General features: G+C 56.3%; 31 protein-coding genes and 1 tRNA gene. 15 read left to right on the plus strand and 17 right to left on the minus strand.

Going from position 1 to position 26,050, the window contains the following annotated elements:
* The first annotated feature begins 58 nt into the window (after positions 1 to 58).
* Positions 59 to 2,047 carry an RNA polymerase sigma factor RpoD gene (gene rpoD / locus ACR0EV_RS02555; protein WP_480798656.1) on the plus strand — a complete coding sequence of 663 codons (1,989 nt, stop codon included), beginning with the start codon at positions 59 to 61 and terminating at the stop codon, positions 2,045 to 2,047.
* Between the two features lie 171 nt (positions 2,048 to 2,218).
* Here the strand turns inward: rpoD and ACR0EV_RS02560 are convergent, their stop codons facing one another.
* Positions 2,219 to 3,238: a helix-turn-helix domain-containing protein gene (locus ACR0EV_RS02560; protein WP_480798657.1), complete on the minus strand. Its 1,020-nt coding sequence runs from the start codon at positions 3,236 to 3,238 to the stop codon at positions 2,219 to 2,221.
* 286 nt (positions 3,239 to 3,524) lie between these two features.
* Here ACR0EV_RS02560 and ACR0EV_RS02565 point away from each other — a divergent pair, with 286 nt between their 5' ends.
* The 6 genes from ACR0EV_RS02565 to ribD all read left to right on the plus strand — a co-directional run bounded on the left by ACR0EV_RS02565 (position 3,525) and on the right by ribD (position 7,161).
* Positions 3,525 to 4,004, plus strand: a complete 480-nt coding sequence (locus tag ACR0EV_RS02565; protein WP_480798658.1) for a thiol-disulfide oxidoreductase DCC family protein — start codon at positions 3,525 to 3,527, stop codon at positions 4,002 to 4,004.
* Positions 4,005 to 4,048: 44 nt separating this feature from the next.
* Positions 4,049 to 4,552, plus strand: coding sequence for a DUF4166 domain-containing protein (locus tag ACR0EV_RS02570; protein ID WP_480799002.1), 504 nt, complete (start codon positions 4,049 to 4,051; stop codon positions 4,550 to 4,552).
* A gap of 78 nt (positions 4,553 to 4,630) precedes the next feature.
* Positions 4,631 to 5,035 (plus strand): hypothetical protein, encoded by a 405-nt coding sequence (locus ACR0EV_RS02575; protein WP_480798659.1) that lies wholly within the window; start codon positions 4,631 to 4,633, stop codon positions 5,033 to 5,035.
* 21 nt (positions 5,036 to 5,056) lie between these two features.
* Positions 5,057 to 5,473: a secondary thiamine-phosphate synthase enzyme YjbQ gene (locus tag ACR0EV_RS02580; protein WP_480798660.1), complete on the plus strand. Its 417-nt coding sequence runs from the start codon at positions 5,057 to 5,059 to the stop codon at positions 5,471 to 5,473.
* Positions 5,474 to 5,593: 120 nt separating this feature from the next.
* Positions 5,594 to 6,064, plus strand: a complete 471-nt coding sequence (gene nrdR / locus ACR0EV_RS02585; protein WP_050602693.1) for a transcriptional regulator NrdR — start codon at positions 5,594 to 5,596, stop codon at positions 6,062 to 6,064.
* Positions 6,061 to 7,161: a bifunctional diaminohydroxyphosphoribosylaminopyrimidine deaminase/5-amino-6-(5-phosphoribosylamino)uracil reductase RibD gene (ribD, locus tag ACR0EV_RS02590; RefSeq protein ID WP_480798661.1), complete on the plus strand. Its 1,101-nt coding sequence runs from the start codon at positions 6,061 to 6,063 to the stop codon at positions 7,159 to 7,161. Before nrdR ends, ribD begins: the two co-directional genes overlap by 4 nt.
* Positions 7,162 to 7,163: 2 nt before the next feature.
* Here the strand turns inward: ribD and ACR0EV_RS02595 are convergent, their stop codons facing one another.
* The 3 genes from ACR0EV_RS02595 to ACR0EV_RS02605 form a co-directional block, all read right to left on the minus strand.
* Positions 7,164 to 9,164, minus strand: coding sequence for a capsular polysaccharide biosynthesis protein (locus ACR0EV_RS02595; RefSeq protein ID WP_480798662.1), 2,001 nt, complete (start codon positions 9,162 to 9,164; stop codon positions 7,164 to 7,166).
* 3 nt (positions 9,165 to 9,167) lie between these two features.
* On the minus strand, positions 9,168 to 10,286 hold the full coding sequence (locus ACR0EV_RS02600; protein ID WP_480799003.1) for a polysaccharide biosynthesis/export family protein: 1,119 nt from the start codon (positions 10,284 to 10,286) through the stop codon (positions 9,168 to 9,170).
* Between the two features lie 69 nt (positions 10,287 to 10,355).
* The gene (locus ACR0EV_RS02605; protein ID WP_480798663.1) at positions 10,356 to 11,681 is read right to left on the minus strand and encodes a capsule biosynthesis protein; all 1,326 of its coding nucleotides are present in this window, start codon (positions 11,679 to 11,681) and stop codon (positions 10,356 to 10,358) included.
* A 140-nt stretch (positions 11,682 to 11,821) separates the two neighbouring features.
* Between ACR0EV_RS02605 and ACR0EV_RS02610 the strand changes: the two genes are divergently transcribed.
* From ACR0EV_RS02610 to ACR0EV_RS02630, 5 genes are all read left to right on the plus strand, one after another.
* Positions 11,822 to 12,409, plus strand: a complete 588-nt coding sequence (locus ACR0EV_RS02610; RefSeq protein WP_480798664.1) for a riboflavin synthase — start codon at positions 11,822 to 11,824, stop codon at positions 12,407 to 12,409.
* Positions 12,410 to 12,508: 99 nt separating this feature from the next.
* The gene (ribB, locus tag ACR0EV_RS02615; protein ID WP_480798665.1) at positions 12,509 to 13,630 is read left to right on the plus strand and encodes a 3,4-dihydroxy-2-butanone-4-phosphate synthase; all 1,122 of its coding nucleotides are present in this window, start codon (positions 12,509 to 12,511) and stop codon (positions 13,628 to 13,630) included.
* 2 nt (positions 13,631 to 13,632) lie between these two features.
* Positions 13,633 to 14,184, plus strand: a complete 552-nt coding sequence (locus tag ACR0EV_RS02620; RefSeq protein ID WP_480798666.1) for a 6,7-dimethyl-8-ribityllumazine synthase — start codon at positions 13,633 to 13,635, stop codon at positions 14,182 to 14,184.
* The gene (nusB, locus tag ACR0EV_RS02625; protein ID WP_480798667.1) at positions 14,181 to 14,663 is read left to right on the plus strand and encodes a transcription antitermination factor NusB; all 483 of its coding nucleotides are present in this window, start codon (positions 14,181 to 14,183) and stop codon (positions 14,661 to 14,663) included. Before ACR0EV_RS02620 ends, nusB begins: the two co-directional genes overlap by 4 nt.
* A gap of 59 nt (positions 14,664 to 14,722) precedes the next feature.
* Entirely contained in the window at positions 14,723 to 15,028 is a 306-nt protein-coding gene (locus ACR0EV_RS02630; protein WP_171089256.1) for a hypothetical protein, read from the plus strand.
* A 213-nt stretch (positions 15,029 to 15,241) separates the two neighbouring features.
* On the opposite strand, the gene ACR0EV_RS02635 is transcribed toward ACR0EV_RS02630, so the two are convergent.
* Together ACR0EV_RS02635 and ACR0EV_RS02640 are read right to left on the minus strand one after the other, a co-directional pair.
* A complete protein-coding gene (locus ACR0EV_RS02635) occupies positions 15,242 to 15,667 on the minus strand; it encodes an SRPBCC family protein (RefSeq protein WP_480798668.1) in 426 nt (141 codons plus the stop codon).
* On the minus strand, positions 15,664 to 15,984 hold the full coding sequence (locus tag ACR0EV_RS02640) for an ArsR/SmtB family transcription factor (RefSeq protein WP_480798669.1): 321 nt from the start codon (positions 15,982 to 15,984) through the stop codon (positions 15,664 to 15,666). The genes ACR0EV_RS02635 and ACR0EV_RS02640 overlap by 4 nt, the downstream gene beginning before the upstream one ends.
* A gap of 114 nt (positions 15,985 to 16,098) precedes the next feature.
* Between ACR0EV_RS02640 and ACR0EV_RS02645 the strand changes: the two genes are divergently transcribed.
* Positions 16,099 to 16,530, plus strand: coding sequence for an MmcB family DNA repair protein (locus tag ACR0EV_RS02645; protein ID WP_480798670.1), 432 nt, complete (start codon positions 16,099 to 16,101; stop codon positions 16,528 to 16,530).
* Positions 16,531 to 16,532: 2 nt separating this feature from the next.
* On the opposite strand, the gene ACR0EV_RS02650 is transcribed toward ACR0EV_RS02645, so the two are convergent.
* Positions 16,533 to 16,721 carry a DUF6324 family protein gene (locus ACR0EV_RS02650; protein WP_480798671.1) on the minus strand — a complete coding sequence of 63 codons (189 nt, stop codon included), beginning with the start codon at positions 16,719 to 16,721 and terminating at the stop codon, positions 16,533 to 16,535.
* Between the two features lie 77 nt (positions 16,722 to 16,798).
* On the opposite strand from ACR0EV_RS02650, the gene ACR0EV_RS02655 reads away from it, so the two are divergent.
* Positions 16,799 to 17,281, plus strand: a complete 483-nt coding sequence (locus ACR0EV_RS02655) for an N-acetyltransferase family protein (RefSeq protein WP_480798672.1) — start codon at positions 16,799 to 16,801, stop codon at positions 17,279 to 17,281.
* A 47-nt stretch (positions 17,282 to 17,328) separates the two neighbouring features.
* Positions 17,329 to 17,405 (plus strand) — tRNA-His (locus ACR0EV_RS02660).
* Between the two features lie 91 nt (positions 17,406 to 17,496).
* Here the strand turns inward: ACR0EV_RS02660 and ACR0EV_RS02665 are convergent.
* The 10 genes from ACR0EV_RS02665 to ACR0EV_RS02710 form a co-directional block, all read right to left on the minus strand.
* Complete coding sequence (locus tag ACR0EV_RS02665) at positions 17,497 to 18,303, minus strand: ABC transporter permease (protein WP_480798673.1); 807 nt, start codon at positions 18,301 to 18,303, stop codon at positions 17,497 to 17,499.
* On the minus strand, positions 18,300 to 19,187 hold the full coding sequence (locus tag ACR0EV_RS02670; RefSeq protein WP_480798674.1) for an ABC transporter permease: 888 nt from the start codon (positions 19,185 to 19,187) through the stop codon (positions 18,300 to 18,302). Before ACR0EV_RS02670 ends, ACR0EV_RS02665 begins: the two co-directional genes overlap by 4 nt.
* Positions 19,188 to 19,268: 81 nt before the next feature.
* The gene (locus ACR0EV_RS02675) at positions 19,269 to 20,018 is read right to left on the minus strand and encodes a transporter substrate-binding domain-containing protein (RefSeq protein ID WP_480798675.1); all 750 of its coding nucleotides are present in this window, start codon (positions 20,016 to 20,018) and stop codon (positions 19,269 to 19,271) included.
* Between the two features lie 33 nt (positions 20,019 to 20,051).
* The gene (locus ACR0EV_RS02680; protein WP_171174816.1) at positions 20,052 to 20,828 is read right to left on the minus strand and encodes an ATP-binding cassette domain-containing protein; all 777 of its coding nucleotides are present in this window, start codon (positions 20,826 to 20,828) and stop codon (positions 20,052 to 20,054) included.
* 125 nt (positions 20,829 to 20,953) lie between these two features.
* On the minus strand, positions 20,954 to 21,706 hold the full coding sequence (locus ACR0EV_RS02685) for a phosphate/phosphite/phosphonate ABC transporter substrate-binding protein (RefSeq protein ID WP_480798676.1): 753 nt from the start codon (positions 21,704 to 21,706) through the stop codon (positions 20,954 to 20,956).
* Positions 21,703 to 22,140, minus strand: a complete 438-nt coding sequence (locus tag ACR0EV_RS02690) for a tellurite resistance TerB family protein (protein WP_480798677.1) — start codon at positions 22,138 to 22,140, stop codon at positions 21,703 to 21,705. The genes ACR0EV_RS02685 and ACR0EV_RS02690 overlap by 4 nt, the downstream gene beginning before the upstream one ends.
* A gap of 20 nt (positions 22,141 to 22,160) precedes the next feature.
* Positions 22,161 to 22,610 carry a tellurite resistance TerB family protein gene (locus ACR0EV_RS02695; RefSeq protein WP_171089280.1) on the minus strand — a complete coding sequence of 150 codons (450 nt, stop codon included), beginning with the start codon at positions 22,608 to 22,610 and terminating at the stop codon, positions 22,161 to 22,163.
* A gap of 181 nt (positions 22,611 to 22,791) precedes the next feature.
* Positions 22,792 to 23,568 (minus strand): isocitrate lyase/PEP mutase family protein, encoded by a 777-nt coding sequence (locus tag ACR0EV_RS02700; protein WP_480798678.1) that lies wholly within the window; start codon positions 23,566 to 23,568, stop codon positions 22,792 to 22,794.
* A 164-nt stretch (positions 23,569 to 23,732) separates the two neighbouring features.
* Complete coding sequence (locus tag ACR0EV_RS02705; protein ID WP_171089284.1) at positions 23,733 to 24,215, minus strand: bacterioferritin; 483 nt, start codon at positions 24,213 to 24,215, stop codon at positions 23,733 to 23,735.
* A gap of 123 nt (positions 24,216 to 24,338) precedes the next feature.
* Entirely contained in the window at positions 24,339 to 25,982 is a 1,644-nt protein-coding gene (locus ACR0EV_RS02710) for a CTP synthase (protein ID WP_171089286.1), read from the minus strand.
* Between the last annotated feature and the right edge of the window lie 68 nt (positions 25,983 to 26,050).

Below are 26,050 nucleotides of genomic sequence, written 5' to 3' on the forward strand. Positions count from 1 at the left end.
ACTTCTACGCGCTAATGATTCGGTTCAAACGAATCACCCATCCCTGCAGGAGCATTGAATGGCCGCCAAAGACACGACCGAAGATCGCAAATCCGAAGAGCAGGAACAGGAAATCTCGCTGGACATGAGCCAGGCCCAGGTCAAGAAGATGATCGCCGAGGCCCGCGAGAAAGGTTACATCACCTACGACCAGCTCAATCAGGTTCTACCGCCAGATCAGGTCAGCTCGGAGCAAATCGAAGACGTTATGTCGATGCTGTCCGAGATGGGCATCAACATCATCGAAGATGAAGAGGCCGAAGAGGAAGAGAACAAAGGCTCGACCGAACTGACAACCACCGATAGCAACCGTGAAGTTGCATTGGCTGGGGCCGCCACAGAAAAACTGGACCGCACAGACGACCCCGTCCGCATGTATCTGCGCGAGATGGGTTCGGTTGAACTGCTGAGCCGCGAGGGCGAAATTGCTATCGCCAAGCGTATCGAAGCAGGTCGGAATACCATGATCCAAGGGCTGTGCGAAAGCCCTCTGACCTTCCAGGCGATCACCATCTGGCATGACGAACTGCTGTCCGAGGACATTCTTCTGCGCGACGTCATCGATCTTGAGGCCACATTTGGCAATCAGATGGACGAAGACGGCGATGTGGAAGAGCCTGTGGTCGACACATCCGCAGTGCAGGCAGCCAAACCGGCAAAAGATACCGGCCCCGAGCTGGACGCTGACGGCAACCCGCTGAACAATGACGATGACGACGATGATGACGATCAGGCCAACATGTCGCTGGCCGCGATGGAAGCGGCGCTGAAGGATCAGGTCCTGACCACGCTTGAACGCATCTCAACCGATTTCTCGATGTTGTCGGAAATGCAGGATAGCCGGATTTCGGCAACCCTGAACGAAGATGGCTCGTTCAGTGAAAAAGATGAAGAGACCTATCAGAAGTTGCGCGCCGAAATCGTTGAGCTGGTGAACGGTCTTCACCTGCACAACAACCGGATCGAAGCGCTGATCGACCAGCTTTATGGTATCAATCGCCGTGTCATGTCTCTGGACAGCGCGATGGTCAAACTAGCCGATCAGGCCCGCATCAACCGCCGTGAGTTCATCGAAGCTTACCGGGGTCGCGAACTGGATCCGAACTGGTTGTCCGAGATGGCTGAAAAGCCGGGCCGGGGTTGGCAGATGTTCATCGAACGCTCGACGGCCAAGGTCGAAGAACTGCGCAACGATATGGCTCAGGTCGGTCAATATGTCGGCCTCGATATCTCGGAATTCCGCCGCATCGTGCAACAAGTTCAGAAAGGTGAGAAAGAGGCGCGTCAGGCCAAGAAGGAAATGGTCGAGGCCAACCTGCGTCTGGTGATCTCGATTGCCAAAAAGTACACAAACCGTGGCCTGCAATTCCTTGATCTTATTCAGGAAGGTAACATCGGCCTGATGAAGGCGGTGGACAAGTTCGAATACCGCCGCGGTTACAAGTTCTCGACCTATGCGACTTGGTGGATTCGTCAGGCGATCACGCGGTCTATCGCGGATCAGGCCCGCACGATCCGTATTCCGGTTCACATGATCGAAACGATCAACAAGCTGGTTCGGACCGGTCGCCAGATGCTGCACGAAATTGGACGCGAACCGACGCCGGAAGAGCTGGCCGAAAAGCTGCAGATGCCGCTTGAGAAGGTGCGCAAGGTGATGAAGATCGCCAAGGAACCGATCTCGCTCGAAACTCCGATCGGTGACGAGGAAGACAGCCAACTGGGCGATTTCATCGAGGACAAGAATGCCGTACTGCCTCTGGACAGCGCCATTCAGGAAAACCTCAAGGAAACCACCACACGAGTTCTGGCCTCGCTTACCCCGCGTGAGGAGCGGGTTCTGCGGATGCGTTTCGGCATCGGTATGAACACCGACCACACTCTGGAAGAAGTTGGCCAGCAGTTCAGCGTGACCCGCGAGCGTATTCGCCAAATTGAGGCTAAGGCGCTGCGCAAATTGAAGCACCCAAGCCGGTCACGAAAGCTGCGGTCTTTCCTGGATCAGTAAATTCAAAGGCGCCTCACACGAGGCGCCTTTTCGTTTGGCCATCACATTGGCCTGTTCTCTCATCACATTGGCGGGAATTCACACGGAATGAACGCTGCCGTTTTCTATATCGGTCCTGTCCACTCATGGGACGGGGCCGGGGCGAGGCTTTAGGGCTGATGACCCCCGGCCTTACGTTCGAATGGGATGTTCGACACGGGTCTTGAAAGCGCTTGGCGGCTGCCCTGTCCAGCGTTTGAAGGCTGTCGAGAAGGCGGCCTGATCCGCATACCCCAACGAAAACGAAATTTCTGACAAAGACATCCGGTTGTTTAGAAAGGTCTGGGCCAGATCACATCTTAGGTCATCCACGATGTCGCGATAGCTGGTACCTTCCTCCTTCAGGCGTCGGCTGAAGGTTCGCAAGCTCATCCCAAGCTCGGAAGCAATGGCTTCGGCCTGCGGTATGGTGCCGGGCAGAGATTTAGTGATCATCCCTTCGGTTCGCGCGCGGATCGAATGATTTGGTTTTTCGCACTCAGCCAGTAAACGTTCGCCATACTCCAGAAGATGTTCACGCAGTTTGGGGTCATAGGTGGGAACCGGCAGCTCCAACGCTGAAAGGGGCAGCACGATCTCCATTTTCTCCGAGCCAAAGATCACCGGAAAACCAGCTATCTTTTCAAAGCTTTTGGCATGATCGCCGACCTTGTGTTGAAACCGAATTTCAATCGGTTGCAGGTTGATTTGGGTCAGATTGCGCATTCTGGCCAGTGCGGCAAAGACCAGAAATTCGGTACGTCGATGATAGCGTGCATATCCCGCATCTTTCCAATCGGCTTCCAAAGCGGCAAAGTTCCCTGCGACACGAAGACTAAGCGCGATAGCCGGGTCAATAATCCCGTGAAAACGTGAAAGATTCTCCATCACCTGTTTCAGGTCTCTGGAATACTTGCTGATATATGCCGTCACGGTCGAGGCCGAAGTAACCTCAAGCCCGGTGCGGGCTGCAAATGTAATATCTTTGGTGGCGTCACAGGCATACCGAATGAAAAGGGCTTCTTTCTGAATGCTGCATGTCTCAACCGGGGGTGCGATATCTTGCGGCTTCAGTCCGGTTTGGCCCAGAACAGCCCGAGACATGTTGCCATTACCACTGTAGCGGTCCAACGCCTGAACAAAGAAATGAAGACGGCCAACATCCACGTCCATCGCAATAACAATACCTTACGACTACAAAACCATAAGCAGCATATCATAGAATTCTGTGAGGCGATTGCGATTTTCGCAGACCCGCAATCGTCGATGGCAGAATCCCGCAAGGAATTGACCGGGCCTCACATGAACATCACCGCCTGAACGCCCAGATTTGGCGTGTTGCCGGGTTAGCACCTTTATGGGGATGAGGTCAGAGCCTTCGGAGAAATCACCACTCTCTGCTCAGCGCTCCCCGGCACGCTCTCTTTCGCAGATGTCGCATTGTTCCGAGGCTAAAGATTTGCCACCTTTCTGGAAAAGCGGTGTCACGGATACCAAAGACGTGCGAGAAAGTGGCTTAAATTTAGAAGGCTACGGCCCGAACCTGATTGTGTTCGACGGCGAATGCGTCCTGTGTTCGTGGTTCTTCAGGTTCATGCTCAGACATGACAAGTTGCATCGTTTTCAGTTCGCTACTGCCCAATCTCCGCTTGGGCAAAAGCTCTACCAACAGCTGGGTTTGCCGACACGTGACTTTGAAACCAATTTGGTAGTCGTCGATGGGGTGATCTATCAGCATCTGGATGCGTTTGCCGCCGCCATGCGTCAATTGCCGGGAATGTGGAAGATGTTGTCGGTATGCCGCTTCCTGCCCAAATCGCTGAAACTTCCCGCTTATCGCCTGATAGCACGGAACAGGTTTAATCTGTTCGGTAGATCCAGCACATGTCTGATGCCGGGAAACGACGTTAAAGCGCGATTTGCGAGCGATGGCTATTGATGTCAAATGACCCGTTTTTGCAAGCCTTGGGGCCCATCAATAACATGCCCAATGCGGTCCATTGTCTGCACAGCTCGGAAGGTCAGTATTCAGGCCTATGTGACATCGAAAGGGGCACTGGTCGTCTTGCCATGATCGCAACATACCTGGCCGGGTTTCCACCCGGTGGGAATGATGTTCCCGTTTCTGTTGCGATAAATGGGAATGACGAAACCTTTACATGGACCCGCGACTTTGGCGGCCATCGCACCACTTCGCATCTGATATACGACGCATATCGGAACTGTGTTCGAGAAAAATTCGGAGTGATTTCCGTTTGGTTGCGGCCCAGTATACGAAACGATGTGCTGTACATTGAAATTCTTCGTCTGACCGTTTTTGGCATTCCCTTACCCGCCTTTGCATTGCCGCGTTCGAGCACGCGTGAATGGCAGGACGAGCAGGGACGTTTCAGGTTCGACGTTTCGGCCAATGCACCAGGTTTGGGATTGCTGATCCGGTACCGGGGGTGGCTCACGCCGGATCACACAATGCGCGGAGCTGGCTGAATTGATCGTGAGGAGCACTATGCAATTTGAGAAGCTGGACTAACCTATCAGGGACACGCAACCAGGGAAGATTTTACGATGAAAAAGTTTTACGCATTTGCTGCGTTGGCCGCCGTTGCTTTCAGTGCTCCCGTGACGGTGGATGCAGCGCCAAACGGGTATCGCACCGAACCGATCAACGCCACAGATTTTGAAGTTATTCCACGTGGTGATCAACGCACTGAAGGCTACTGGTGCGCCGCAGCCGATTATGCACGCCGGACTTTGGGGTTGGGCTGGCAAGATCGGATTTACGTGTTGCGCGGATACGGGCCCAGTGTCACCACGGGCCGCAGGACGGCGGTTCAGTTTTCGATCAAACAACCTCAGTCTGTCGATGTGCAACCCAGCAGCTTCATTGCATTTGGATTTCAGCCCGGCAACAGCGAGTCTATACAAGGTGCGAACGCACGGTGTAACTATCGGCCATTCTTCAACGACTGACAGACGTACAGGGCCGCCCTAATGCAGACTGAATTCGTAGTACACACCCAAAGACAGGGGCTTTACGAATTCACGTCTGACGTGCGGAACTGGCTTGCTCAGGGGGAGGCGGTCGATGGAGTTCTGACGCTGTTCGTCCGCCACACCTCTTGTTCCCTGCTGATCCAGGAAAATGCTGACCCCGAAGTTCAAACGGACCTGCAAGCTTTTTTCGAGCGACTTGTGCCTCCGTCTGACCATCCGGCCATGTCATATCTGCGTCACACTTATGAAGGGCCGGACGACATGCCTGCGCATATCAAGGCAACACTTATGCCGGTTTCGCTTTCGATCCCTGTTTCAAAGGGGCGAATGGTTCTTGGAACCTGGCAGGGGATTTACTTGTTTGAACACCGCACTGCACCTCATCAAAGACGTGTCGCAGCGCATCTGGCCTGACCCTTTATTTAGCGGTTGAAAATTCCGACTACCCAAACCCTAGCGGCTGCCCTATAGTTGTGGATAAGTAAGCCGCAGCGCTTACAAAAAGAGGCCGAACATGGGACGAGGAGACGGCGGATGCGCTGCCCGTTTTGCGGAAATATCGACACTCAGGTGAAAGATTCACGTCCGGCAGAGGACCACGTGGCAATCCGTCGACGCCGGTTCTGCCCGGCTTGTGGCGGACGGTTCACAACGTACGAGCGTGTGCAACTGCGTGATTTGGTGGTCATTAAAACCAACGGAAAACGAGAGGACTTCGACCGCGACAAGCTGGAGCGTTCGATCCGCATCTCGATGCAGAAACGGCCTGTTGATCCGGAACGGATCGATCAGATGATATCGGGGATCGTGCGTCGGCTGGAAAGCATGGGCGACACCGATATCCCGTCTAACAAGATCGGTGAGATTGTCATGGAAGCTCTGGCGCGGATCGATACCGTCGCCTATGTTCGCTTTGCGAGTGTGTACAAGAATTTCCAGGCGGCCGATGATTTCGAGGAGTTTGTCCACGAACTGCGCCCGCCGCAGCCTCCGACGGACGAGTGACCGAAACTGATAAGCGATTTATGGCGCTGGCCCTGTCTTTAGGGCGGCGCGGTCAAGGGACGTGCTGGCCAAACCCGGCTGTCGGGTGTGTTGTTGTGCGTGAAGGCCGCATTGTCGGGCGTGGCTGGACACAGCCCGGGGGACGTCCTCATGCCGAAACCGAGGCGTTGGCTCAAGCCGGAGCCGCTGCGCGTGGCGCCACCGCCTACGTGACACTAGAGCCCTGTTCCCATCATGGAAAAACACCACCCTGCGCCGAGGCTTTGATCGCAGCAGGCGTATCTCGGGTCGTGGCCGCCGTTGAGGACAGCGATCCACGCGTGGCTGGGCAGGGCTTTGCAATGCTGCGTGACGCGGGAATTGAGGTTGAAACCGGCGTTCTGGCAGAACAGGCAGAACGGGATCTGGAAGGCTTTTTCTTAAAGACCGAACAGGGCAGGCCATTTGTCACCCTTAAACTGGCCAGCAGTTTTGACGGGCGGATTGCAACCTCGACCGGGCACAGTCAATGGATTACCGGGCCACGAGCGCGCCGGGTTGTGCACGCAATGCGGGCGCGTCACGATGCGGTCATGGTCGGGGCAGGAACAGCACGTGCCGATGATCCCTCGCTGACAGTGCGGGATCTGGGTATCGCACATCAGCCTGTGCGCGTGGTGGTGTCGCGCCACATGGACATATCACTGATGGGGCAGTTGGCGCGCACAGCCTCGAAAACGCCGGTCTGGCTCTGCCATGCGCATCATCCCGATGCCGAACGTGCGCGCGCTTGGGAGGGGCTTGGCGCAAAGCTCATCCCGTGCGCCTTGAAAGATCACCATATCGACGCGCTGGATCTGCTACAGCAATTGGGGCAGGCCGGTCTGACAAGTGTCTTTTGCGAAGGCGGAGCAGCACTTGCAGCTTCGCTTCTGGCCGAGGATTTGGTGGATGAACTGGTTGGCTTTACAGCCGGTCTGACAATCGGGGCCGACGGGCTCTCATCCGTCGGAACCTTAGGGGTTGAAACACTTGAAGCAGCACCGCGGTTCGAGCTTATTGAAACACAGAATGTGGGGGGCGATATCCTGCACCGTTGGCGCAAACCTCCTGTGTAGGCCTAGCGCCAAAAATGAGCATGCGTTGCGAACGCACCCTGAAGTTTTGAAAGCAATCGATTGACCGGACCCGTCGCGGCGGCGTTTCCATGCGCAAGACGCTCGACCGCGACTTCGACAGGGCAGGGTTGACCGGTGACGGGATCGAAATAGCGGGGATAGTCGATCAGCGTGGCGTGGACCAAACCCAACAGTGACGGTCTCGCCCCCCGACGGACGGGAACGACCCCAAGGTCTGTGGTCAAGCCCCACCCGGCATAGAAAGGTGCGCCAAGAGTTGTAACCTTTACCCCGCGCATCAAGGCTTCGAACCCCAAAAGCGAGGTCATTGTCCAAACCTCTTGAACTTGGGCCAGCAGTGAGGCGGGATCTGTGTGGGTTACGACAACGTCAGCGAAACCCGTTGCGTCAATCTTGCCTTCACGCAATCCGGCCTCGACGTCGGGATGTGGTTTGTAGATTAGGATGGCGTTTGGGTTAGCGTCCCGAGCAGCTTTCAGCAAATCCATATTGCTGCGCACCGCGCCTGTGCCCAACAGGATCGAAGCATCATCCTCGACCTGTCCGGGAACCATAATGCGGTGCCCTACGGGCAAGATAGGGGCGGGTTGACCCGTGTTGTACTTGCTCAATCCCTCAGCCAATAACCGTTCTATCAGGCGTTCGGCACGCAACTCCTGATCTGGGCGCAGCGTTTCGCGCAGGCTGATCAGGTCCTCCAATCGGCTCGGTTTCGTGGGGTCGTAATAGATGCCGACATCGTCCGTGACCAATGACAGTGGAGGTACAAGTTCCGCCCCCAATCCGCGTGACCTGAGGAACCCGTCTTCAACCCGCACCGCTCCTTCGGTGTTTCTTGCCTGACTGGCCCAAACCATATGTGGGCGATCTGAGTGTTCTGGCTGCGTGGATGTGAATCTCAGCTTTCCGTGCTGTCCAAAAATCTGCTGTAAGTGATTGCGTTTCCACAAACGCATGCCCGAGGCGGTCCAGCCTTTTCGATCCTGCCGCCAAGCGCGGGTTTGTACTTCAAGCGCGTCCAGCACCATCTCCAGATCGCAGATTTTGTCCCGATAGGGATCATACCAAGTGGGGTACAGCAGCATAACTGCAGCGAAGAGTTGCGCGCGGGTCAGGTTGCGCTGGCGGCGCGCCACCGGATTTTCGTCCTGCGTCAGGCCCCAGCCGGCATAGAAAGGTTGACCGAACACGCGCGGTTTATGACCGGCCAGGATGGCTTCGAACCCCAGTTGTGAAGACACGGTGTAAACGGCAACAGCACCTTCCAGCAGGGGCCACGGGCTGATCGGGGCGTTGAACAGCGAGATCCGATCTGAAAGGTCCTGATCGGTGAAATGCCCTTGGCGATGACCCGCCTGCGTTTCCGGATGTGTCTTGATCAGTATGTGTGCGCCAGGGTTTTCTTCTTGCGCGACAAACAGCATTTCGAGGAATCGAGCCCTGTCCGCACCGCTGGCTGTGACCGCAGCGTCTCCAACCGTTTGATCAACAACCAGAACATAACCGGGATCTGGTGGCGCCTCGTCCAGATCAAATGCGGAATACTTGCTGAGGTGCAGTTCCTTGATCCGTTCGATTGCTGCGCGCGCGCGGTTCAGCAGAGCGGTGTTGTCCAGTGGGTCGTTGATCAGAATCTTCTCAAGATCCGACGGGTGTGACGCATCGAAATGCAGGCCCGAGCGATCCAGAAGAAGACCCAGCGGCGGTTCGCCTTCGCGTCCGGGATGCAGTGATCTAAGCAGCGCATCTTCGACACGCAGAACCGGAACTTCGTGCTTTTCGGCGACCCTCAAGCCCCGATGAGCCGTGGGGCTGTTGCCCCAGACACCTACGCAATCTTTGCTTTGGGGGATGCCTAAACGAATATCATAGCCAGCCAGAGACAGTATTCTCTTGAGACGCTTTTGCGTCAAAAACCCGCCGTTATAGACAAACAACCGGGTGCGATTGGCCCCGGTTGCGCTGTCCGTGTCAGGTATCATACATCAGTTGCCAGTCAGAGTGGCAACATTCGCAATTGGCGTCAGGCCACCTGCAATAAGCGAGATCGATTTGCTCCACTGTGCGTAGGGCGCTTCAGTCACGTAGATCGTGTCGTCGTCGCGGACGACGAAGTCGCGCGCGATGAACAGACCGTTGGGCGCGGTCAGGTTCAGCAGGTAAATCATGCGCTGATCACCTTTCAGATCTGCGCGACCGGTCACACTGCGCGCCACGCCTTCGCTTTCCTTTCGCAGAATGAAAATCCCGGTCGGGTCTGAGGATAGCGTCAGCAGGCCGCCCACCTGGGCAAGGGCCTCAAGCGCGGACAGGTCCTGACTCTCAAAGGCCACGCGGGACTGGCCGCCGGTGGCACCGAGGGCGATGTAAGACCTGCTGTCTTCTTCCACGAGGATCCTGTCTCCGCCGCGCAACGCCACATCCAGCTTGGGGTTCCGGTACAAGTCTTCGTACCAGACGGTGCCCTTTTGACCGCCACGGATCAGGGTCACCAGTGCAATGTCAGATGCCACCGAGACGCCACCTGCCTGGGAAAGCATCCCCAGCAAAGACCGGGTCGGTCGCTCAATTGGGTAGATGCCCGGTGCCGCGACCGTACCGGTCAGCGAGACCGTGGACCCGTCGCCAGCAGCGCGTCGTACTTCGACCTGTGGGTCTGGCGTCTGTTCCTGCAGCTTGTTTGTGATCAGAATGCGCAGTTGTTCCGGCGTGTTTCCGGCAGCCCGCAAACGACCTGCATAGGGGACAAAGATGAAGCCCTCGCTATCGACCTGTACCTCGTCCAACGCCGTTGCCGCGCCAGTTTCGCTGGACAGAAGACCATCATCTACGTTTTCCCAGATGGTCAGGCTAAGGACATCGCCGGGGCGCACAGTATCAGCAGTCAAAGTCTGGGCGCTGCTAAAAGACGAGGAAAAGCCGTATTGCGGGATCGAGGATGTGGCACGCGTAACCCGGTCATCGACTTCGATAACAAATGCGTTGCCGCCGTTTTGAACAGCTCCGGCCAGAATTTCAGTTTTGTTCGGTCCGGATTTCGGAAGCTGGCACGCCGCCAGAAGGCCGATTGCGGCCACAAGGGTAGCCCCCCGCATCCAACGCATAGGAGAGATGTTCACTGCCGAATGTCCTCAGTCTTTTTATACTTGGGCGCAGATTAGCTGGTCAGGCGCTCAACTTCCAGTCACAGAGTGGCCGCGCCCATCAACGATTTTTAACTGTGGCGTCCGCGCCGCGTTCTTGTTGAGGATCGACTGATAGGGGTCACTGGCCGTCAGCATCATATCCGCGGCACGCCGCAAAACCTGCCGTCGACCACGTCGTGAATAAAATCCGCCGGGCACCTGACTGGTCTCCAGAAGGAACTGCCGGTAGCATCGGTAAACATCGCTGTCAGGGTTCTTGGGGGCCGCGAAAAAGGCAGCGATAGGTTGCTGCGACACAAATTCCGGCTTCTCGTAAACCGACCGCCCGAATGTTCGTAGCGGAATGCCGCGCCACAGTACCTGTTGACCTGCCGTCGAATTTACAGTGACGGCCGAGTTCGCCTCATCCAGAAGCTTGGCAAGCTTACCGCCGGGGACATAGTGAACTCTGTCCCGGATGCCATTTTTTCTGGCGCTTTCCATCGCGTGACGGCGCAAGGGCTCTCGGTGGTTTTCCAGCGGGTGTTCTTTGATGACCAGCCTGTGATGGGCCGGCGCGCCCTGCGCGAAGCCTTCGATCACGTGATCGAGAAATTCGCACATACCAGAATAGCCGGAGTGTGCCTGGACTGAGCTGTCATGTCCCAACTGTAGCAGGGCAAGGTGATAGGGATAACCACCCCATCTGACCTGAGCTGTTGCAACGCTACGCCGTAGGCGGTGAAAAGGCATCAAAATCAGTCGTTTGAAGTAAAGTCTGAACTCTTGCGATACGGGCAATTCCCTATGTCGGCGGAAGTTTTTGTATCGTCCGTTCCGAAACATTACGAACCAATGATAGAGGGCGCCGTAGAAGATATGCTGCCGCATATCCCCCCAATGTGAGGGCGGTGGAGGCGATTTGCTGTCCGCACCTTCCAAAGCCTGCTGCATTTGTTCGGCATCCAGAGACATGAGCCGAGAGTTCCCGTTTGACCCGTTGCGCTCATAAGTGACCCACCATGGGCGCAGATAGCCTTCTTCGAACACATGAACGATGACGCCACGCGCCTTCGCAATTTGGACTGCCTGAGCGTGAACCGGGCGGGTGTCCCCGTACAGGACGATATCGGTAACGCCTTTGTCTTCGATGATCCGGCAAAGGGTATCAGGCCAATCATCTTGTCTTTCAAGGAATGGTAAAAAACTTGCCCTTTCGAACCAGAACGCCTGATCACCAGCATTGAACCCAACGCGCCAGACCTGAGCCCCTGTGGCGCGCAGCATTTTTCCCAGTGCCGAGAAAAACGGCCCATGTGGTCCCTGAAGAAACAGGAATACGCGATCTCTTGGATCTAACGGCGTATGCTGCATGTGGACTGCTCGTTTGGTTTTATTGTCTAAACTATGCCTGTTTGGGCAAGGCACGGCAAGGCAGGGCTTGCCCGCGCGGTCTGATAGGCTTACCTCGGCGGTGAGAGACACGTACAGCGTAGGGACTGAGGGTTAACGGAATGTTTACAGGGATCGTTACCGACATGGGCACCGTCACCGAATTGGAGCAGAAGGGAGATCTGCGCGCCCGGATCAAAACAGCCTATGATACGTCCGGTATTGATATCGGGGCTTCGATTGCCAGTGATGGTGTGTGCCTGACCGTGATCGCCCTGGGAGATGATTGGTATGATGTTCAGATCAGCGCTGAAACGGTGTCGAAAACCAACCTGGATACGTGGACAATCGGCAAACGCGTCAATCTTGAACGTGCGTTGAAGGTTGGCGATGAGCTCGGCGGTCATATCGTCTCCGGTCACGTGGATGGTGTGGCCGAGGTGGTTGCCGTCGAAGACGAAGGCGACAGCACACGTGTGACCCTGCGCGCGCCAAAAGACTTGGCGCGGTTTATTGCCCCAAAGGGATCGGTGGCGCTGAACGGAACCTCTCTGACGGTCAACGATGTGAGTGACTGCGATTTTGGTATCAACTTCATTCCGCATACCAAAGAGGTGACCACCTGGGGTGACGTTCATGTTGGCGATCGTGTCAACCTTGAGATCGACACGCTGGCCCGCTACGTCGCGCGTTTGGCCGAGATGTCCTGATACGTCGCGTCGCGCCCGACCCGCGCCGTTTGCAGGCTGGTCTTTGGGGCCTGAGTGGTCTATTCCGCCGTGCAAACATGCCATCTGAAAGGCTGCCCCATGAGCTTTGAAACCCCAGGACCGGTCGAGGCCCAGCTGCGCGACGCGATCAGCCCGATCGAAGACATCATCGAAGAAGCGCGTGCCGGCCGGATGTATATCCTCGTCGACCACGAAGATCGTGAGAATGAAGGTGATCTGGTCATTGCCGCTGAATTCGCCGATGCCGAGGCAATCAACTTCATGGCGACCCATGGGCGCGGCCTGATCTGTCTACCGATGACAGCGGAACGCGTGGATGCGCTGGGGCTGCCGATGATGGCCGTCAACAACTCGTCCCGGCACGAGACGGCCTTCACCGTATCGATTGAAGCGCGCGAAGGCGTCAGCACTGGAATTTCCGCTGCTGATCGTGCGCTGACCGTGGCTACCGCGATCAATGAGCAGAACACAATGGCGCATATCGCGACGCCCGGCCATGTCTTCCCATTGCGGGCCAAGCGGGGTGGGGTGCTGGTACGCGCAGGTCATACAGAGGCCGCCGTTGATATCTCGCGTCTGGCAGGGCTGAACCCGTCCGGCGTGATTTGCGAGATCATGAAGCCCGACGGCACTATGGCGCGTCTGCCTGATCTGGTTGAGTTTGCACTAGAGCACAACATGAAGATCGGCACGATTAGCGACCTGATCAGCTATCGTTCGCGCAACGACAATCTGGTGGTGGAAACTTCACGTCAGACTGTCACGTCTGAGTATGGTGGCGAATGGGAAATGCGGATTTTCACCGACCAGACTCACGGTATCGAGCATGTGGTCATGATAAAGGGCGACATCTCCACGCCCGAACCGGTTCTGACCCGCACACACGCGCTGCACGAAGCGCCTGATATTCTGGGCCTCGGGCCGAAGTCTTCGCGCGAGTTGCCCCGTGCGATGGAAAAGATCGCAGAAGAGGGGCGCGGTGCCGTCTGCCTGTTCCGGCAGCCGCGCAACTCACTTTATGCTGTTGACGATGATGGCCCACGAACCATTAAGCAGACCGGCCTAGGCGCGCAGATCCTTTCCAAGATGGGCATTCAGGAACTGGTGCTTCTGACCGACTCGCCGGAAACAGTGTATCTGGGGCTGGACGCGTTTGGCCTGTCCATCGTGGGCACCCGTTCGATCCTGAAGGAAGACTGATTATGGCTGAACAAGACAAACACGGCATTCTGCCGACACCCAGTTTCGACAAACCGGTGAAACTGCTGATTGTGGCGGCCCCGTTCTATCGTGCGATTGCCGACAATCTGATCGCCGGAGCCAAGGCCGAGATCGAAGCAGCCGGTGGCACCTGCGACGTCGTTGAAGTTCCGGGCGCGCTGGAGATTCCCACCGCCATCGCCATGGCCGACCGTCAGTGCAATTTCGACGGCTATGTCGCGCTGGGCTGCGTCATTCGCGGTGAGACCACGCATTATGAGACCGTCTGCAACGACTCGAGCCGCGCCATTCAACTGATGGGTCTGCAGGGCCTCTGCATTGGCAATGGTATCCTGACGGTCGAGAATGACGAACAGGCCGAAGTTCGGGCCGACCCCAAAAAGATGAATAAAGGTGGCGGCGCGGCTGCTGCGGCCTTGCATCTGATCGCACTCAGCCGTAAGTGGGGCTCTTCCAAAAAGGGCGTTGGTTTCAAGCCACCGTCCGAGTCCATCCTTGTGGCGGGCGACAACAACGGACCCACGACAGCATGACCCAGACAGACGCGCCAAAACCGGCCAACCAGAAACGCCTGATGAAATCCGCCGCCCGGCTTTATGCTGTGCAGGCGCTGTTCCAGATGGAGCAATCCGGGCAGACGACCGAACAGGTCGTGACCGAGTTTCTGGATCACCGTTTTGGTGCCGTCTATGAGGGTGAAGAAATGCTGGATGGCGATATCAGCGTCTTCCGATCACTGGTCGACAGCGCGGTGAACTATCAGGCGCCCATCGATCAGATGACAGACCGCGCTCTGGTTGCCAAATGGCCGATTGCGCGCATTGACCCGACATTGCGCGCCCTGTTCCGCGCGGCCGGGGCAGAACTGACCCAAAGCAACACGCCACCCAAAGTGGTCATCACCGAGTTTGTTGACGTGGCGCGCGCTTTCTTCCCCGAAGGCAAAGAGCCCAAATTCGTCAACGCCGTGTTGGACCACATGGCACGCGAGTCTCAACCCGAGGCGTTCTGACGCCTTTACCGTCGCATCCCACGCGCTAGACTTCTGTTATCAGTGCAAGGAGAGATGCGATGCCGAAACTGATCCGTTTGTATATCACGCAAGTCGCTTGGGGTTTTGTCATCTCGGCGGTGTTTGTCGGGGTTCTGTTGGCGCTGAACGTGGCGAATCTGCGCCACCTGATAACGGGTTCGGAAATTGGCCTGATCGCGCTGGTCATGATCTGGTTCATGAACGGTATCGTCTTTGCCGGGGTGCAATTTGCCTACAAGATTATGAGCATGGCCGAAAAGCCCGGTGGTCCACGGCGTGGATCGCCTGTCGTCCACAGCTTCAAGCCTGCACTCGCCAAACAGGAAGCCCGCGCAGAGCGCTGAAATTCAGGGGAAATGTGGCGGGACCACCAAGCAACCGTGCGGTGTGATTCCCGAGGACCTGTATGTACAGGTGGGCGCCAGGTAATCAGGCCAGGACCTGAACAGAGCCAGCCCCCTCGGAATTGCTTAAGGCCACCAGAATGCTACCTGTCACAAGAAGGGTAGAACCCGCCACGCGTCTAAGTAGGGCGTATGACGGGTTCGCACAAGGGGTCAGGCATCAACAGTTTCGTGCAATGCCACGCGCATCTTGTCAAAGTGTTCGTCCCACCCTTTGTCCAAAGACAGGATCAGTCCGAAGGCATCAGCACCCTGCGGCAAGCCTTCGTGCAGCAGATCAAGACGCGTTCCGCCTTCAACAGGCTCCAAAGTCCATTTCACGGTGCTTACAGCATCGCCCATGGGTTTCACAGTGAACGTGTATTCAAGATATTTGGGAGGCTTAGCGACGCGAACTTCGCCCCAGATCAACAAGTCTCCACTGGTGGTTCCAAACATTTCAAGTCTTTGACCTTCGACCAAAGGCCGTTCCGGTTTATGAAACCATTCCGCCAAATGGTCAGGGTCAGTAAGATAAGCCCATACGGTTTCGGGTTCGGCCCTGAGGAATATTGATTTCTTCAATATAGAATCAGTCATTTCGGTTTCCTTTCAACAGCTTCCTTGAGAGAGTTGAGGCGGTCGTCCCAGAACTGATCAAAATAACTGAGCCAATCCAGAACAGGGACCATACCAAGTGGTTCAAGTCGATTAATGCGTTCCCGACCGCGCGCTTCGACCGAGATCAAGCCACCGTCAGACAGAACAGTCAGGTGTTTCTTGACCGCAGCCCGGGTCATGTCGAACCGGTCGGTCAATTGCCCGATTGTCATGTCCTGAATTGCGAGCAGTTGTACGATGTCCCTGCGGGTTGGGTCAGCCAGCGCACGAAACGCGTTTTGAATTTGGTTTTCCATAAGCACCCTCAAATGAGATACCATTTGGTATCATATTAATGCAGTACCAAAAGGTATCATGTCAAGTCTGAAGGGGCGCTTTACTTTTGTTCGCTAATTGTTCACATTTGAGGAATGGTATTGGATTTGCAGCCTGGACAGAAACTGGCGCGGGGTGTCGCGAGACACCTTGCGACGCATGGTTTTGTATCTGTTGAGGAATTTGTCCCGGCACGCGGTTTGCGCGTCGATGTGATGGGGCTGGGCCCCAAGGGTGAGCTTTGGGTAATCGAATGCAAATCCGGCCGAGCCGATTACCAATCGGATTCGAAATGGCAGGGCTATTTGGAGTGGTGCGATCGGTTTTTCTGGGCCGTGGATACTGATTTTCCAGTTGATCTATTGCCCGCGGAAACCGGTTTGATCATCGCCGACGCGTATGACGCGGAAATTGTGCGCATGTCGCCCGAAGATAAATTAGCCCCGGCACGGCGGAAGAAAATGATCCAGAAATTTGCGACAGATGCAGCGCGACGGCTACACGCCTTACGTGATCCGCGACTTTAGCGTCAGCCTTTGACGGCCAGGGCGGCCTGTGCAGCTGCGCGGATCTCATCAGCGATTTCTTCGGCTTCTTCCGGCTCGAAATCCATCGGAATTTCCACACCGTCAGCTTCGATGAACAGGCGCACCATACCCTGATCGGTCGGGCCGATTTGCAAATTTGCCTGAATGTCGCGTTCGGTATTGATGCCCATCTGTGCCTCCGAGACTGAGCATTCCTGCTAGCGTGCGCAGGGTTGAGAATCAAGTCACCTTTGCAGTCAGATAAGACATGGATGATGTCGTACTCAGAACCTTTCAACCCGATGATGCCGCCTGGCTGGTCGAACAGCACGGCAGGCTCTATGCGCGTCACGAAGGGTTTGACGATAGTTTCGCGCCTTTGGTGGCCCGTATCCTTGACGAGTTCATCACATCCCACGATCCCCGCCGCGAAAAGGGGTGGATTGCAGAGCAGGGCGGGCAACGGCTGGGCAGCATTTTTTGTGTAGGTCTGGATCAGCACACGGCAAAACTGCGCTTGTTTTTGCTTGTCCCCGAGGCTCGCGGTCATGGGGTTGGGAAACGGCTACTGGAAGCCTGTACAGGCTTTGCAAGGGACGCGGGATATCAGGAAATGGTTCTGTGGACCCATGAAAGCCACAGGGCGGCATGTGCGCTTTACAAGGCGTTTGGGTGGGAACTGACAGACAGCAAACCGGTGCATTCCTTTGGGGTCGATCTTGTCGAACAAAGCTGGAAATTTCGGCTTTAATCCTCTTGCATTCCCCTGGCGCGTTCGGTACATCGCCCCTCACGAGTGCCGCCTTAGCTCAGTTGGTTAGAGCGCTGGATTGTGGATCCAGAGGTCCCCTGTTCAAGCCAGGGAGGCGGTACCACTTCTCTCAAAACAAGTTTGCTTTTCGCGCAACTGCGCGCATTGCGATATTGGAATGGCTTTAAAAGTTAATGCGATGCGCGCGCTGAAGATCAGCGCGCGAGGTTCAGTTTGAAACGCATCTTGGTCTGTCTGGCAGCCGGAAGATGTCGGTTCAAGCGCTTGTTGATCATGCCAAAACCCCAGACGATCACCAGTGTCAGCAGGATGAAATAGAACGCCAGAATCGGGTAGGGAACGAATGGGTTGAACGTCTTGTCGGCAAAGTAGCTGGCGTAATACAGCGCGTCTCCGCGTTGTTGCCAGGCCGGGAAGGCCGAGAAGAAGACCAGCGTTGTGGCGTGGAACAGAAAGATTGCCTCGTTCGTATAAGCAGGCCATGCAAGGCGCAGCATGGTGGGCCAGACGATCCGGCGGAAGCGAGCCCAACCAGTCATGCCATAAGCATCTGCGGCCTCGATATCGCCTTTGGGAATGGATCTAAGCGCGCCATAGAAAATCTCGCCAGAATAGGCGGCGGTATTCAGGAACAGCACAATCAGTGCGCCCAGCCAAGCCGAGGTGAACGCGTCAAATATGGGGTAGGATTTCTTCAGCGACAGGAAGAAGAAGTAGGCAAAGAAGAACTGGATAAACAAGGGCGAGCCGCGGAACAGGAAGATGAACCATTCCGAAGGCTTGCGCAGCCACTTGTTTGTCGAGGCTTTGCCGACAGCCAGGGCGGTGGCCAGAAAGAATCCGGTCGCAAGCGCCATGATCCCGAAATACACGTTCCAGATCATACCCGAGCCGATCAAAGTAAACTGCTCGCACAATGTGAAATCGTTCTTGGGCAGCAGGCGCTCGCCAATGCCAAGAGAACGGAGGCCATAGTCCTGAATGGTCTGCAAGCAGCTCATGCCGTGGTCTCCTTGCGTAGCAGTTCACCGCCCGAGGTAGCTTGTCCGTGCGACAGCTTGCGCATCAGTTTTTCCAATCCAATCTCGGATACGCGGGTCATACCCAGATAGAAGATGAGCAGGAACAGGAAGTACCACATCCTCCAGTCTCCGTGCGGGTACTGGGTGAATCTGGAGGTCTTGGTGCCACCAAGCTCACGCGCCCAATAGACAATGTCCTCGATCCCCAGCAGGAACAGAAGCGGCGTCGCTTTGATCAATACCATCCACAGGTTCGACAGGCCGGGCAGGGCATAGACCCACATCTGCGGAACAAGGATGCGCCAGAAAGTCTGACGGCGGGTCATGCCATAAGCTTCGGCTGTCTCCAACTGCGCGTGCGGTACAGCACGCATGCCGCCAAACAGAACGTTTGCAGCAAAGGCTCCGAAAACGATTGAGAAAGTGATGATGGCCAGAAAGAACCCATAGGTTTCGTGCACCCATTCCGGCGCAGTGCCCAATGGCAATTTGGCCGACTGACACACGATGAAGTCATTTCCCTGACGGATCGGGTCGGTCCATTCGGGGCACAGGATTTTATGCCGCGTCCATTCGAACGCCTGATCAAGGGCAATGACAAAAAACAGGAAGAAAGCGATGTCAGGGACGCCACGCACAATGGCGATGTACCCTTTACCCAGCCAGCTTAGTGGTGAGAAATGCGAACGGGCTGCCATTGCACCCATAAAGCCAAACGCCAACGCGACAGGCGCGGTCACGGCCAGCAATCCCAATACTTTGAGGAAAGACAGGTAGAAGGACCAGTGGACACCGTTGGTCAGGTAACAGGAAAACCAACGGAATGTTCCGAGCGTGTCTGGATCGGCGCAAAAGGAAAACATATAGCGTCTTTCGAACGTCGTGCCCGTGTTGCTAACAGGCGAGGTTCGGCGCGACAGACGCGCCGAACCGCTTGATATAAATTAGTTGGTAACGACCGAACCGTCAGTGTTGTAGGTCGGAACGCCTTCGCCGAACCACTTGACGATCAGTTCGTTCAGCGAACCGTCTGCTTTCATCGAAGTGATTGCTTCGTCGAACTTGCCACGCAGTTCGCCATCCGATTCACGGATGCCCAGGCCAATACCGCCGCCCAGGGGCACGTCATCGCCTACGAAAACCAGCTCACCGCCCGATTCTTCGACGATCGGCACCAGGAAGTCCTTGTCGGCAAAGACCGCGTCGGCTTCACCGTTACGCACGGCTGCGATGGTTTCTTCCGGGGTTGCGAATTCAACCAAAGTCGCGCCGGATTCGGCAACGTGACCGGCCTGAATGGTTGCGGTTTGCGCGGCAACGATACCGCTGGCAACATCAACGCCTTCCGCCGCACCGACATAGGCCGAAGCTGCAGGCGGGAAGTAGTTCTGGGTAAAATCGATGACCTCGTCACGCTCGTCGGTGATCGACATGCCCGCGATGATGGTGTCGTAGTTGCCCGACACCAGGTTCGGAATGATCGAATCCCAGTCGTTCTTGACCCACTCGCACTCCAGGTTCGCGCGCTTGCACAGCTCGTCGCCGACCTCACGCTCGAAACCGTCGATCTCGCCAGCGTCGTTGATGAAGTTATACGGAGGGTAGGCGCCCTCGGTGCCCATGCGGACGGTGTCGGCCATGGCGATACCGGCAGTCAGCGCCAGTGCTGCGGTGGACAGAATCAGGTTTTTCATTGGTTACTCCCCAGTTTGGTTCTGTATTTGAAGTTAAGCCGCCTGAGTGGCGGAGAGAAAGCCCCGAAGCCGTTCGGATTCGGGTGACGTAAAGATATCTTCGGGCGTGCCTTCTTCCTCGATCAGGCCCTGGTGCAGAAACACCACGTGGCTTGAGATGTCGGCAGCCATTTTCATGTCGTGGGTCACGATGATCATGGTGCGCCCTTCGGCGGCCAGATCCTTAATCACCTTGATGACCTCTTGTTCAAGCTCAGGGTCCAGTGCCGAGGTTGGCTCGTCAAACAGCAGCGCTTCGGGTTCCATACAAAGCCCACGCGCAATGGCGGCACGTTGTTGCTGACCGCCGGACAATTGGGCCGGGTAGACATCGCATTTGTCACCGATGCCAACTTTTTCCAGGTACTTTCGTGCGCTGTCTTCCACTTCGGCCCTGTCACGGCCCAAAACGGTCACGGGGGCCTCCATCACGTTTTGCAGGATGGTCATATGCGCCCAAAGATTGAATTGCTGAAACACCATCGACAGATTGGTGCGAATGCGCATGACTTGCTTGGGGTCCGCCGGACGGCGCGCATGGCCTTCACCAGACCATTTGACAGGTTCACCCTTGAAAAGAATTTCACCCTGCTGACTGTCTTCCAAAAGGTTGCAGCAACGCAGCAGCGTCGATTTTCCGGAACCTGATGAACCGATCAGCGAGACCACGTCGCCCCGATGGGCCGTGATATCCACCCCTTTCAACACCTCGAGATTGCCGAAGCTTTTGTGAAGGTTTTTGATTTCGATGACGGGAGCGGTTTCTGTCACGGGCAGTCCAGTGGTTGGTGGTGTTGGTGCGGTACTAGGACCGAAAAAATAGGTCAATGCAATGCGCAAATGACAGAATCAAGACCTCAAACGCCCAAATTGACCAAATGCATTCGACAATTTGGTCAGCTGTTCGAAAGTAAGGCGTTTGGGGTCGGTGGGTTGGGAACCGACATGTAATCTGACACCGGAATGTCCACCAGGCCCCTCAGGTACAGCTGTTGTCGATCCGTGTCCTCAAGGCCCTCAATGGCAGCGCGTACGGCATGTGCGATTTGCGCAGCGTTTTGCCCTTGTGCTGTTATGTAGGGCAGCGTTGGGGTCGGCGCGGTCCTCGTCACTTCTTGCACGTGGTCATTCAGGTCGGTGTGATCCTGCAGCAAGCGCCATGTCAGCGCATCCAACGCGGCAAAGTCTGCTTTGCCTTCAGCCACAGCTTGCGCCGAGTGCGCATGCCCACCTGTTTCCAATGCAGCCGCAGGTCGAAGATTAGCCTGCGCCAAATGCGTGATTGGGGCCGCCCAACCGGACTGAGACAGGGCCTCGTTATAGGCAAAGGTACCGTTCGCCAGATCAGGCAGATCTCGGGCGTCATCCCGGCGTTTGACAAAAACCGAGTTGTAATGGCCAGCCGGACAACCGGGCAGGCCATAGTTTGGGGTTCCAACCAATTGCACGTGACCATGTAGTCGGGTTCGGTACGGCATCCCGCAGGTCTGAGCCAATATCAGGTTCGGGTCCTGCCAGACCTCCCACATGTCCTGATCTCGGGTCAGGCGATCCGGGCCATAACCCAGATGATTGCGTATCAGATCCCAGAGCCGGTCATTGGCAGCTTGAAGCGCAGGCATGTCGTACATGCCAAGCATTGCAATCACGATTTTGCAGCCCTTTGGCGCGCCAAGGCCGAATCCACGTCGCTTACACCCAACAGGCTGACCACGAGACGCAGCAGAGAGTCTTCTTCGCCAGTGCGATGACCGTCAGCAAGCGCTACGGACCAAAGGGCCTGCACCACGGCCAGCCGGTCCTCATAGGCGACAGCTTCCTTGATGGCACGGGTAAAGCGGACCGTGTCCGGGGCTTCGGCCTCCAAATCCTCGGCCCGCGCGCGCAAAGCAGCGCTTTCGAACGGGGACAAGCCATAGCGTTCCGCCGAAATGCGGTCGATCCGCGCCATCTCGGTATCGGAATAGTCATTGTCGGAACGGGCCAGACGCACCAGCAGGGCCGTCAGGGCAAGGCGGGCGTCGTCTTCGACAAGCGGGTCGGGCTGAGGCTGCGTGAGCCTGGAAAGAAAGTCACTGAACATGGGTTAGATATAGCGAGCGCCTAACTCACATCCAAGCGGCTTTGAACGCGTTCACGTGCGGCCTTACTGTCGTTGAAGCTCAACCCCATGGCGACGCGGGCTTCTTCGACGATTTTCATCTCGCCTTCATCCGTACTGCCATCAGCCAGGACAACTTCCCAAAGTGCATCCAGGGCGGCCAGACGCTCTTTCAAGTCCGTCGTTTCGCGGATCAACTTGCCAAAGGTATCCGTTTCGGGCGCAGCCGCGTGAAGCTTTTCACACGTCGCGCGCACTTTAGCGGCTTCAATCGCGTTATGCTGGTAAAGCCGGGCCAGAATTTTGTCGATCAAACTGATCTCTTCCAGTTTATAATCCCGGTCCGCCTGCGCCACACGCACCATGAGCGCACCCAACGCCAGCTCGGCATCCGGATCGGGCAGGTGCTTATGTTGAGGCGGTCTGAGCGCCTGAAAGAACTTTTTCAACATAAGGTCAGGTTATTCCATATTTTGTGGTCCGCCAAGCGAAGACTACCTGCCATAGACCCGATTGATCACAAGATTGCCGATTGACAGCAGGTCGTTATGAACTTGCACTCATCGTTTGACGCGCTCAACCATAAGGTGAGAGAATTTCCCGCCGAAGACAATGCCCTTTCACCAGCGGCGCTTAGCCCTGGTAGTTCAATGCCGCCTGAGCCTGCTCGGTAAGCCATTTGATCATCTGGCGATAGGGAACAGGCCCATAACTGACTCGAGCCACGCCCAGTTCAGCCAGTTTGGACGTAGCAGGCGTGCCGGGCAGGGCGATAATGTTGACGGGTAAGTTAGTTGCTTCGCACAAAACGCCAATTAAAGCTTCCTCTTTCAGGCCCGGTGCAAAAAAGCCGCTGGCGCCGGCTGATTCATAAGACGCGGCCCGTGCGATGGCATCGTCCAGCATCGCCTCGCTATGGGTCTCCGCAGGAGCTTTGAGAAAGATATCGGTGCGCGCATTGACGTAAGCTGGGATGCCCGCGCTGTCGCAAGCCCTGCGCATAGCTTCGACGCGCTTGGCCTGAACCGCTGCATCATAAAGCCCCGCGCCGCCAATGATCTGATCTTCGAAGTTGAACCCGACCACGCCACATTCCAAAGCGCGTTTCACGTTTTCTGAAATACCCTGCGCGTCTTCGGCATAAGCGCCTTCAAAATCCAGTGTCACCGGCAGATCGACTGCTGCCACAATGCGGCGAGCGTTGTCCAAGGCAGCCTCAAGCGGAACGTTTTGTCCGTCGCTGAACCCCTGAGCCATGGCAACCGGGGCGCTGCCAGTCGCAATCGCCTGCGCACCGGCATCCCGAACCGCACCAGCGCTGCCTGCGTCCCAGATGTTGAAAAGGATGACCGGATCGCCCTTTTTGTGAAGGCTGGTGAAGGTTTTCGCGTTCTGGATCTGGTCGGCCATCGGAACTCTCCTGTTGTAGCGTGACCAACAGTTAACGTTACGATGTCCGACCGAGTAGGTTTTTTTGCTTTGATACGTCACTTTGAGGTGACGGGCCCTGCATCGCTCAATTCCTGTCTGACTGAGCGAAGCGGGTGATTTGCGGCAAGCCGAATGTAAGCAGCCTATGCCTCGTCCGCTGCCCCAGATACGAATTTCGCACTGAAATTGGCTTCGCCCAGACGCTTCAGCAAGCTCAGTTGAGTGTCCAGCCAGTCCTTGTGACCTTCCTCTTCCAACAGAATGCGTTCGAACAGCGTGCGCGAACCGACATCGCCGACTTCGGCTGCCTGCAGCGCGGCTTGGGTATAGAAATCGACAGCTTCGGTTTCGTCTTTCAGATCGGCAGAGAACATCTCTTCCAAAGAACCTGCTGCCGCCGGGCTTTTCTGAAACGAAAGCTCGGGCACGCCACCCAGAAACAGGATGCGTTCAATAAACGCGTCAGAGTGGCCCAACTCTTCCTGCATTTCGCCCCGCATCTTTTCGGCCAGAATATCAAGGCCCCAATCTTCAAGCACATGGGCGTGCAGCTGATACTGATGCGCCGCCGTCAGCTCCATATGTAGTGCTTGTTGAAGGTTGGTGATCGTTGTTGCGTTGCTCATCGGAAATCTCCTGAATCTCTGAACTGTATCCAAGGCGCGAAGCAGAAACTTCGCATCCTCATACAGTTAAGAGGTCAGCCCCCACAAAACAACGTGGGGGTGACAGACCGACACAGCGGCGGATTACACCAGACGCGAGGTGTCTTTTGCAGCGCGCACAAAATCGCGGAACAGCGGGTGCGGGTCGAAAGGCTTGGATTTCAGTTCCGGGTGGTACTGAACGCCGATGAACCACGGATGATCCGACCATTCGACGATTTCGGGCAACCGACCGTCCGGCGACATGCCTGAAAAGTTCAATCCGGCCTTCTCAAGCTGTTCGCGATACTTGATGTCTACCTCATAGCGGTGACGGTGGCGTTCCTCGATCTGTGTGCTGCCATAGACGCCGGCAACTTTGGATCCTTCGGCCAGTACCGCGTTGTACGCGCCCAAGCGCATGGTGCCGCCCTTGTCGTCGCCGACTTTGCGTTCAACTTTGTGGTTGCCCTGTACCCACTCTTTCAGGTGATAAACAACTGGCTCGAAACGTTTTTTCCCAGCCTCGTGGTCGAATTCCTCCGAGCCCGCCTCGGTGATGCCAGCAGCATTCCGTGCCGCTTCGATCACTGCCATCTGCATGCCCAAACAGATGCCCAGGTAGGGGACCTTGTGTTCGCGCGCATATTGAGCAGCCTTGATCTTGCCTTCGGTGCCACGCTCGCCAAATCCGCCAGGCACAAGAATCGCGTGGAAGCCTTCCAGATGCGGGGCCGCGTCTTCTGTGTCGAACACCTCGGCATCGACCCACTCGATTTTCACTTTTACCCGGTTGGCCATACCGCCATGGGTCAGCGCCTCGGCGATCGACTTATACGCATCCTCAAGCTGAGTGTATTTGCCGACGATGGCAACTTTGACCTCGCCTTCGGCATTGTGGATGCGGTCACTGACGTCTTCCCACTTGGCCAAATCCGGTTTCGGGGCAGGGCTGATCTGGAACGCGTCCAGCACCGCCTGATCCAGACCTTCCCGGTGATAGGCCAGCGGTGCATCATAGATGGTGCTCAGGTCCTGCGCTGCAATCACGCTGTCGGGGCGCACGTTACAGAACAGCGCCAGTTTCTCGCGTTCCTTGGTCGGGATCGGGCCTTCGGACCGGCAGACCAGAATATCGGGTGCCAGACCGATCGAGCGCAGCTCTTTCACCGAGTGCTGGGTCGGCTTGGTTTTCAACTCACCCGACGCTTTGATGTAGGGCAGCAATGTGAGGTGCATAAAGATACACTGGCCGCGCGGCTTGTCCTGGCTGAACTGACGGATGGCTTCAAAAAAGGGCAGGCCTTCGATGTCGCCGACGGTGCCGCCGATCTCACAGAGCATGAAATCAACTTCATCCTCGCCGATGGCGATGAAATCCTTGATCTCATTGGTGACGTGCGGGATCACCTGAATGGTTTTTCCCAGGTAATCGCCACGGCGCTCTTTCTCGAGCACATTCGAATAAATCCGTCCCGAACTGACCGAGTCGGTTTTCCGCGCTGCTACGCCGGTGAAACGTTCATAGTGGCCAAGGTCCAGATCGGTTTCGGCCCCATCGTCGGTGACAAAAACCTCGCCGTGTTCAAAAGGCGACATCGTGCCGGGATCGACGTTCAGATAGGGGTCCAGCTTGCGCAGGCGAACGGAATACCCCCGCGCCTGCAGCAGCGATCCCAAAGCCGCCGAAGCCAGTCCTTTGCCCAAGGACGAAACCACACCACCGGTGATGAAAATAAAACGCGCCATAGTTTTTCGGCTGCTCCCGTGAGACGTCAAAATCAGCTGCCCGACGGTTCCGAAAAACCGCTGCATCA

It is taken from the genome of Ruegeria sp. CF8, from assembly GCF_056537285.1.

Coding starts and splice junctions, on each gene's coding strand:
- ACR0EV_RS02645 (WP_480798670.1), top strand. CDS start 16,099: ATGGTATTGGATTTGCAGCCTGGACAGAAACTGGCGCGGGGTGTCGCG.
- ACR0EV_RS02605 (WP_480798663.1), bottom strand. CDS start 11,681: ATGCAGCATACGCCGTTAGATCCAAGAGATCGCGTATTCCTGTTTCTT.
- nrdR (WP_050602693.1), top strand. CDS start 5,594: ATGCGCTGCCCGTTTTGCGGAAATATCGACACTCAGGTGAAAGATTCA.
- ACR0EV_RS02710 (WP_171089286.1), bottom strand. CDS start 25,982: ATGGCGCGTTTTATTTTCATCACCGGTGGTGTGGTTTCGTCCTTGGGC.
- ACR0EV_RS02655 (WP_480798672.1), top strand. CDS start 16,799: ATGGATGATGTCGTACTCAGAACCTTTCAACCCGATGATGCCGCCTGG.
- ACR0EV_RS02650 (WP_480798671.1), bottom strand. CDS start 16,721: ATGGGCATCAATACCGAACGCGACATTCAGGCAAATTTGCAAATCGGC.
- ACR0EV_RS02675 (WP_480798675.1), bottom strand. CDS start 20,018: ATGAAAAACCTGATTCTGTCCACCGCAGCACTGGCGCTGACTGCCGGT.
- ACR0EV_RS02695 (WP_171089280.1), bottom strand. CDS start 22,610: ATGTTGAAAAAGTTCTTTCAGGCGCTCAGACCGCCTCAACATAAGCAC.
- ACR0EV_RS02705 (WP_171089284.1), bottom strand. CDS start 24,215: ATGAGCAACGCAACAACGATCACCAACCTTCAACAAGCACTACATATG.
- ACR0EV_RS02620 (WP_480798666.1), top strand. CDS start 13,633: ATGGCTGAACAAGACAAACACGGCATTCTGCCGACACCCAGTTTCGAC.
- ribB (WP_480798665.1), top strand. CDS start 12,509: ATGAGCTTTGAAACCCCAGGACCGGTCGAGGCCCAGCTGCGCGACGCG.
- ACR0EV_RS02670 (WP_480798674.1), bottom strand. CDS start 19,187: ATGTTTTCCTTTTGCGCCGATCCAGACACGCTCGGAACATTCCGTTGG.
- ACR0EV_RS02560 (WP_480798657.1), bottom strand. CDS start 3,238: ATGGACGTGGATGTTGGCCGTCTTCATTTCTTTGTTCAGGCGTTGGAC.
- ACR0EV_RS02575 (WP_480798659.1), top strand. CDS start 4,631: ATGAAAAAGTTTTACGCATTTGCTGCGTTGGCCGCCGTTGCTTTCAGT.
- ACR0EV_RS02700 (WP_480798678.1), bottom strand. CDS start 23,568: ATGGCCGACCAGATCCAGAACGCGAAAACCTTCACCAGCCTTCACAAA.
- ACR0EV_RS02690 (WP_480798677.1), bottom strand. CDS start 22,140: ATGTTCAGTGACTTTCTTTCCAGGCTCACGCAGCCTCAGCCCGACCCG.
- ACR0EV_RS02610 (WP_480798664.1), top strand. CDS start 11,822: ATGTTTACAGGGATCGTTACCGACATGGGCACCGTCACCGAATTGGAG.
- ACR0EV_RS02580 (WP_480798660.1), top strand. CDS start 5,057: ATGCAGACTGAATTCGTAGTACACACCCAAAGACAGGGGCTTTACGAA.
- ACR0EV_RS02595 (WP_480798662.1), bottom strand. CDS start 9,164: ATGATACCTGACACGGACAGCGCAACCGGGGCCAATCGCACCCGGTTG.
- ACR0EV_RS02640 (WP_480798669.1), bottom strand. CDS start 15,984: ATGGAAAACCAAATTCAAAACGCGTTTCGTGCGCTGGCTGACCCAACC.
- ACR0EV_RS02635 (WP_480798668.1), bottom strand. CDS start 15,667: ATGACTGATTCTATATTGAAGAAATCAATATTCCTCAGGGCCGAACCC.
- ACR0EV_RS02570 (WP_480799002.1), top strand. CDS start 4,049: ATGCCCAATGCGGTCCATTGTCTGCACAGCTCGGAAGGTCAGTATTCA.
- nusB (WP_480798667.1), top strand. CDS start 14,181: ATGACCCAGACAGACGCGCCAAAACCGGCCAACCAGAAACGCCTGATG.
- ACR0EV_RS02665 (WP_480798673.1), bottom strand. CDS start 18,303: ATGAGCTGCTTGCAGACCATTCAGGACTATGGCCTCCGTTCTCTTGGC.
- ACR0EV_RS02600 (WP_480799003.1), bottom strand. CDS start 10,286: ATGCGTTGGATGCGGGGGGCTACCCTTGTGGCCGCAATCGGCCTTCTG.
- ACR0EV_RS02630 (WP_171089256.1), top strand. CDS start 14,723: ATGCCGAAACTGATCCGTTTGTATATCACGCAAGTCGCTTGGGGTTTT.
- rpoD (WP_480798656.1), top strand. CDS start 59: ATGGCCGCCAAAGACACGACCGAAGATCGCAAATCCGAAGAGCAGGAA.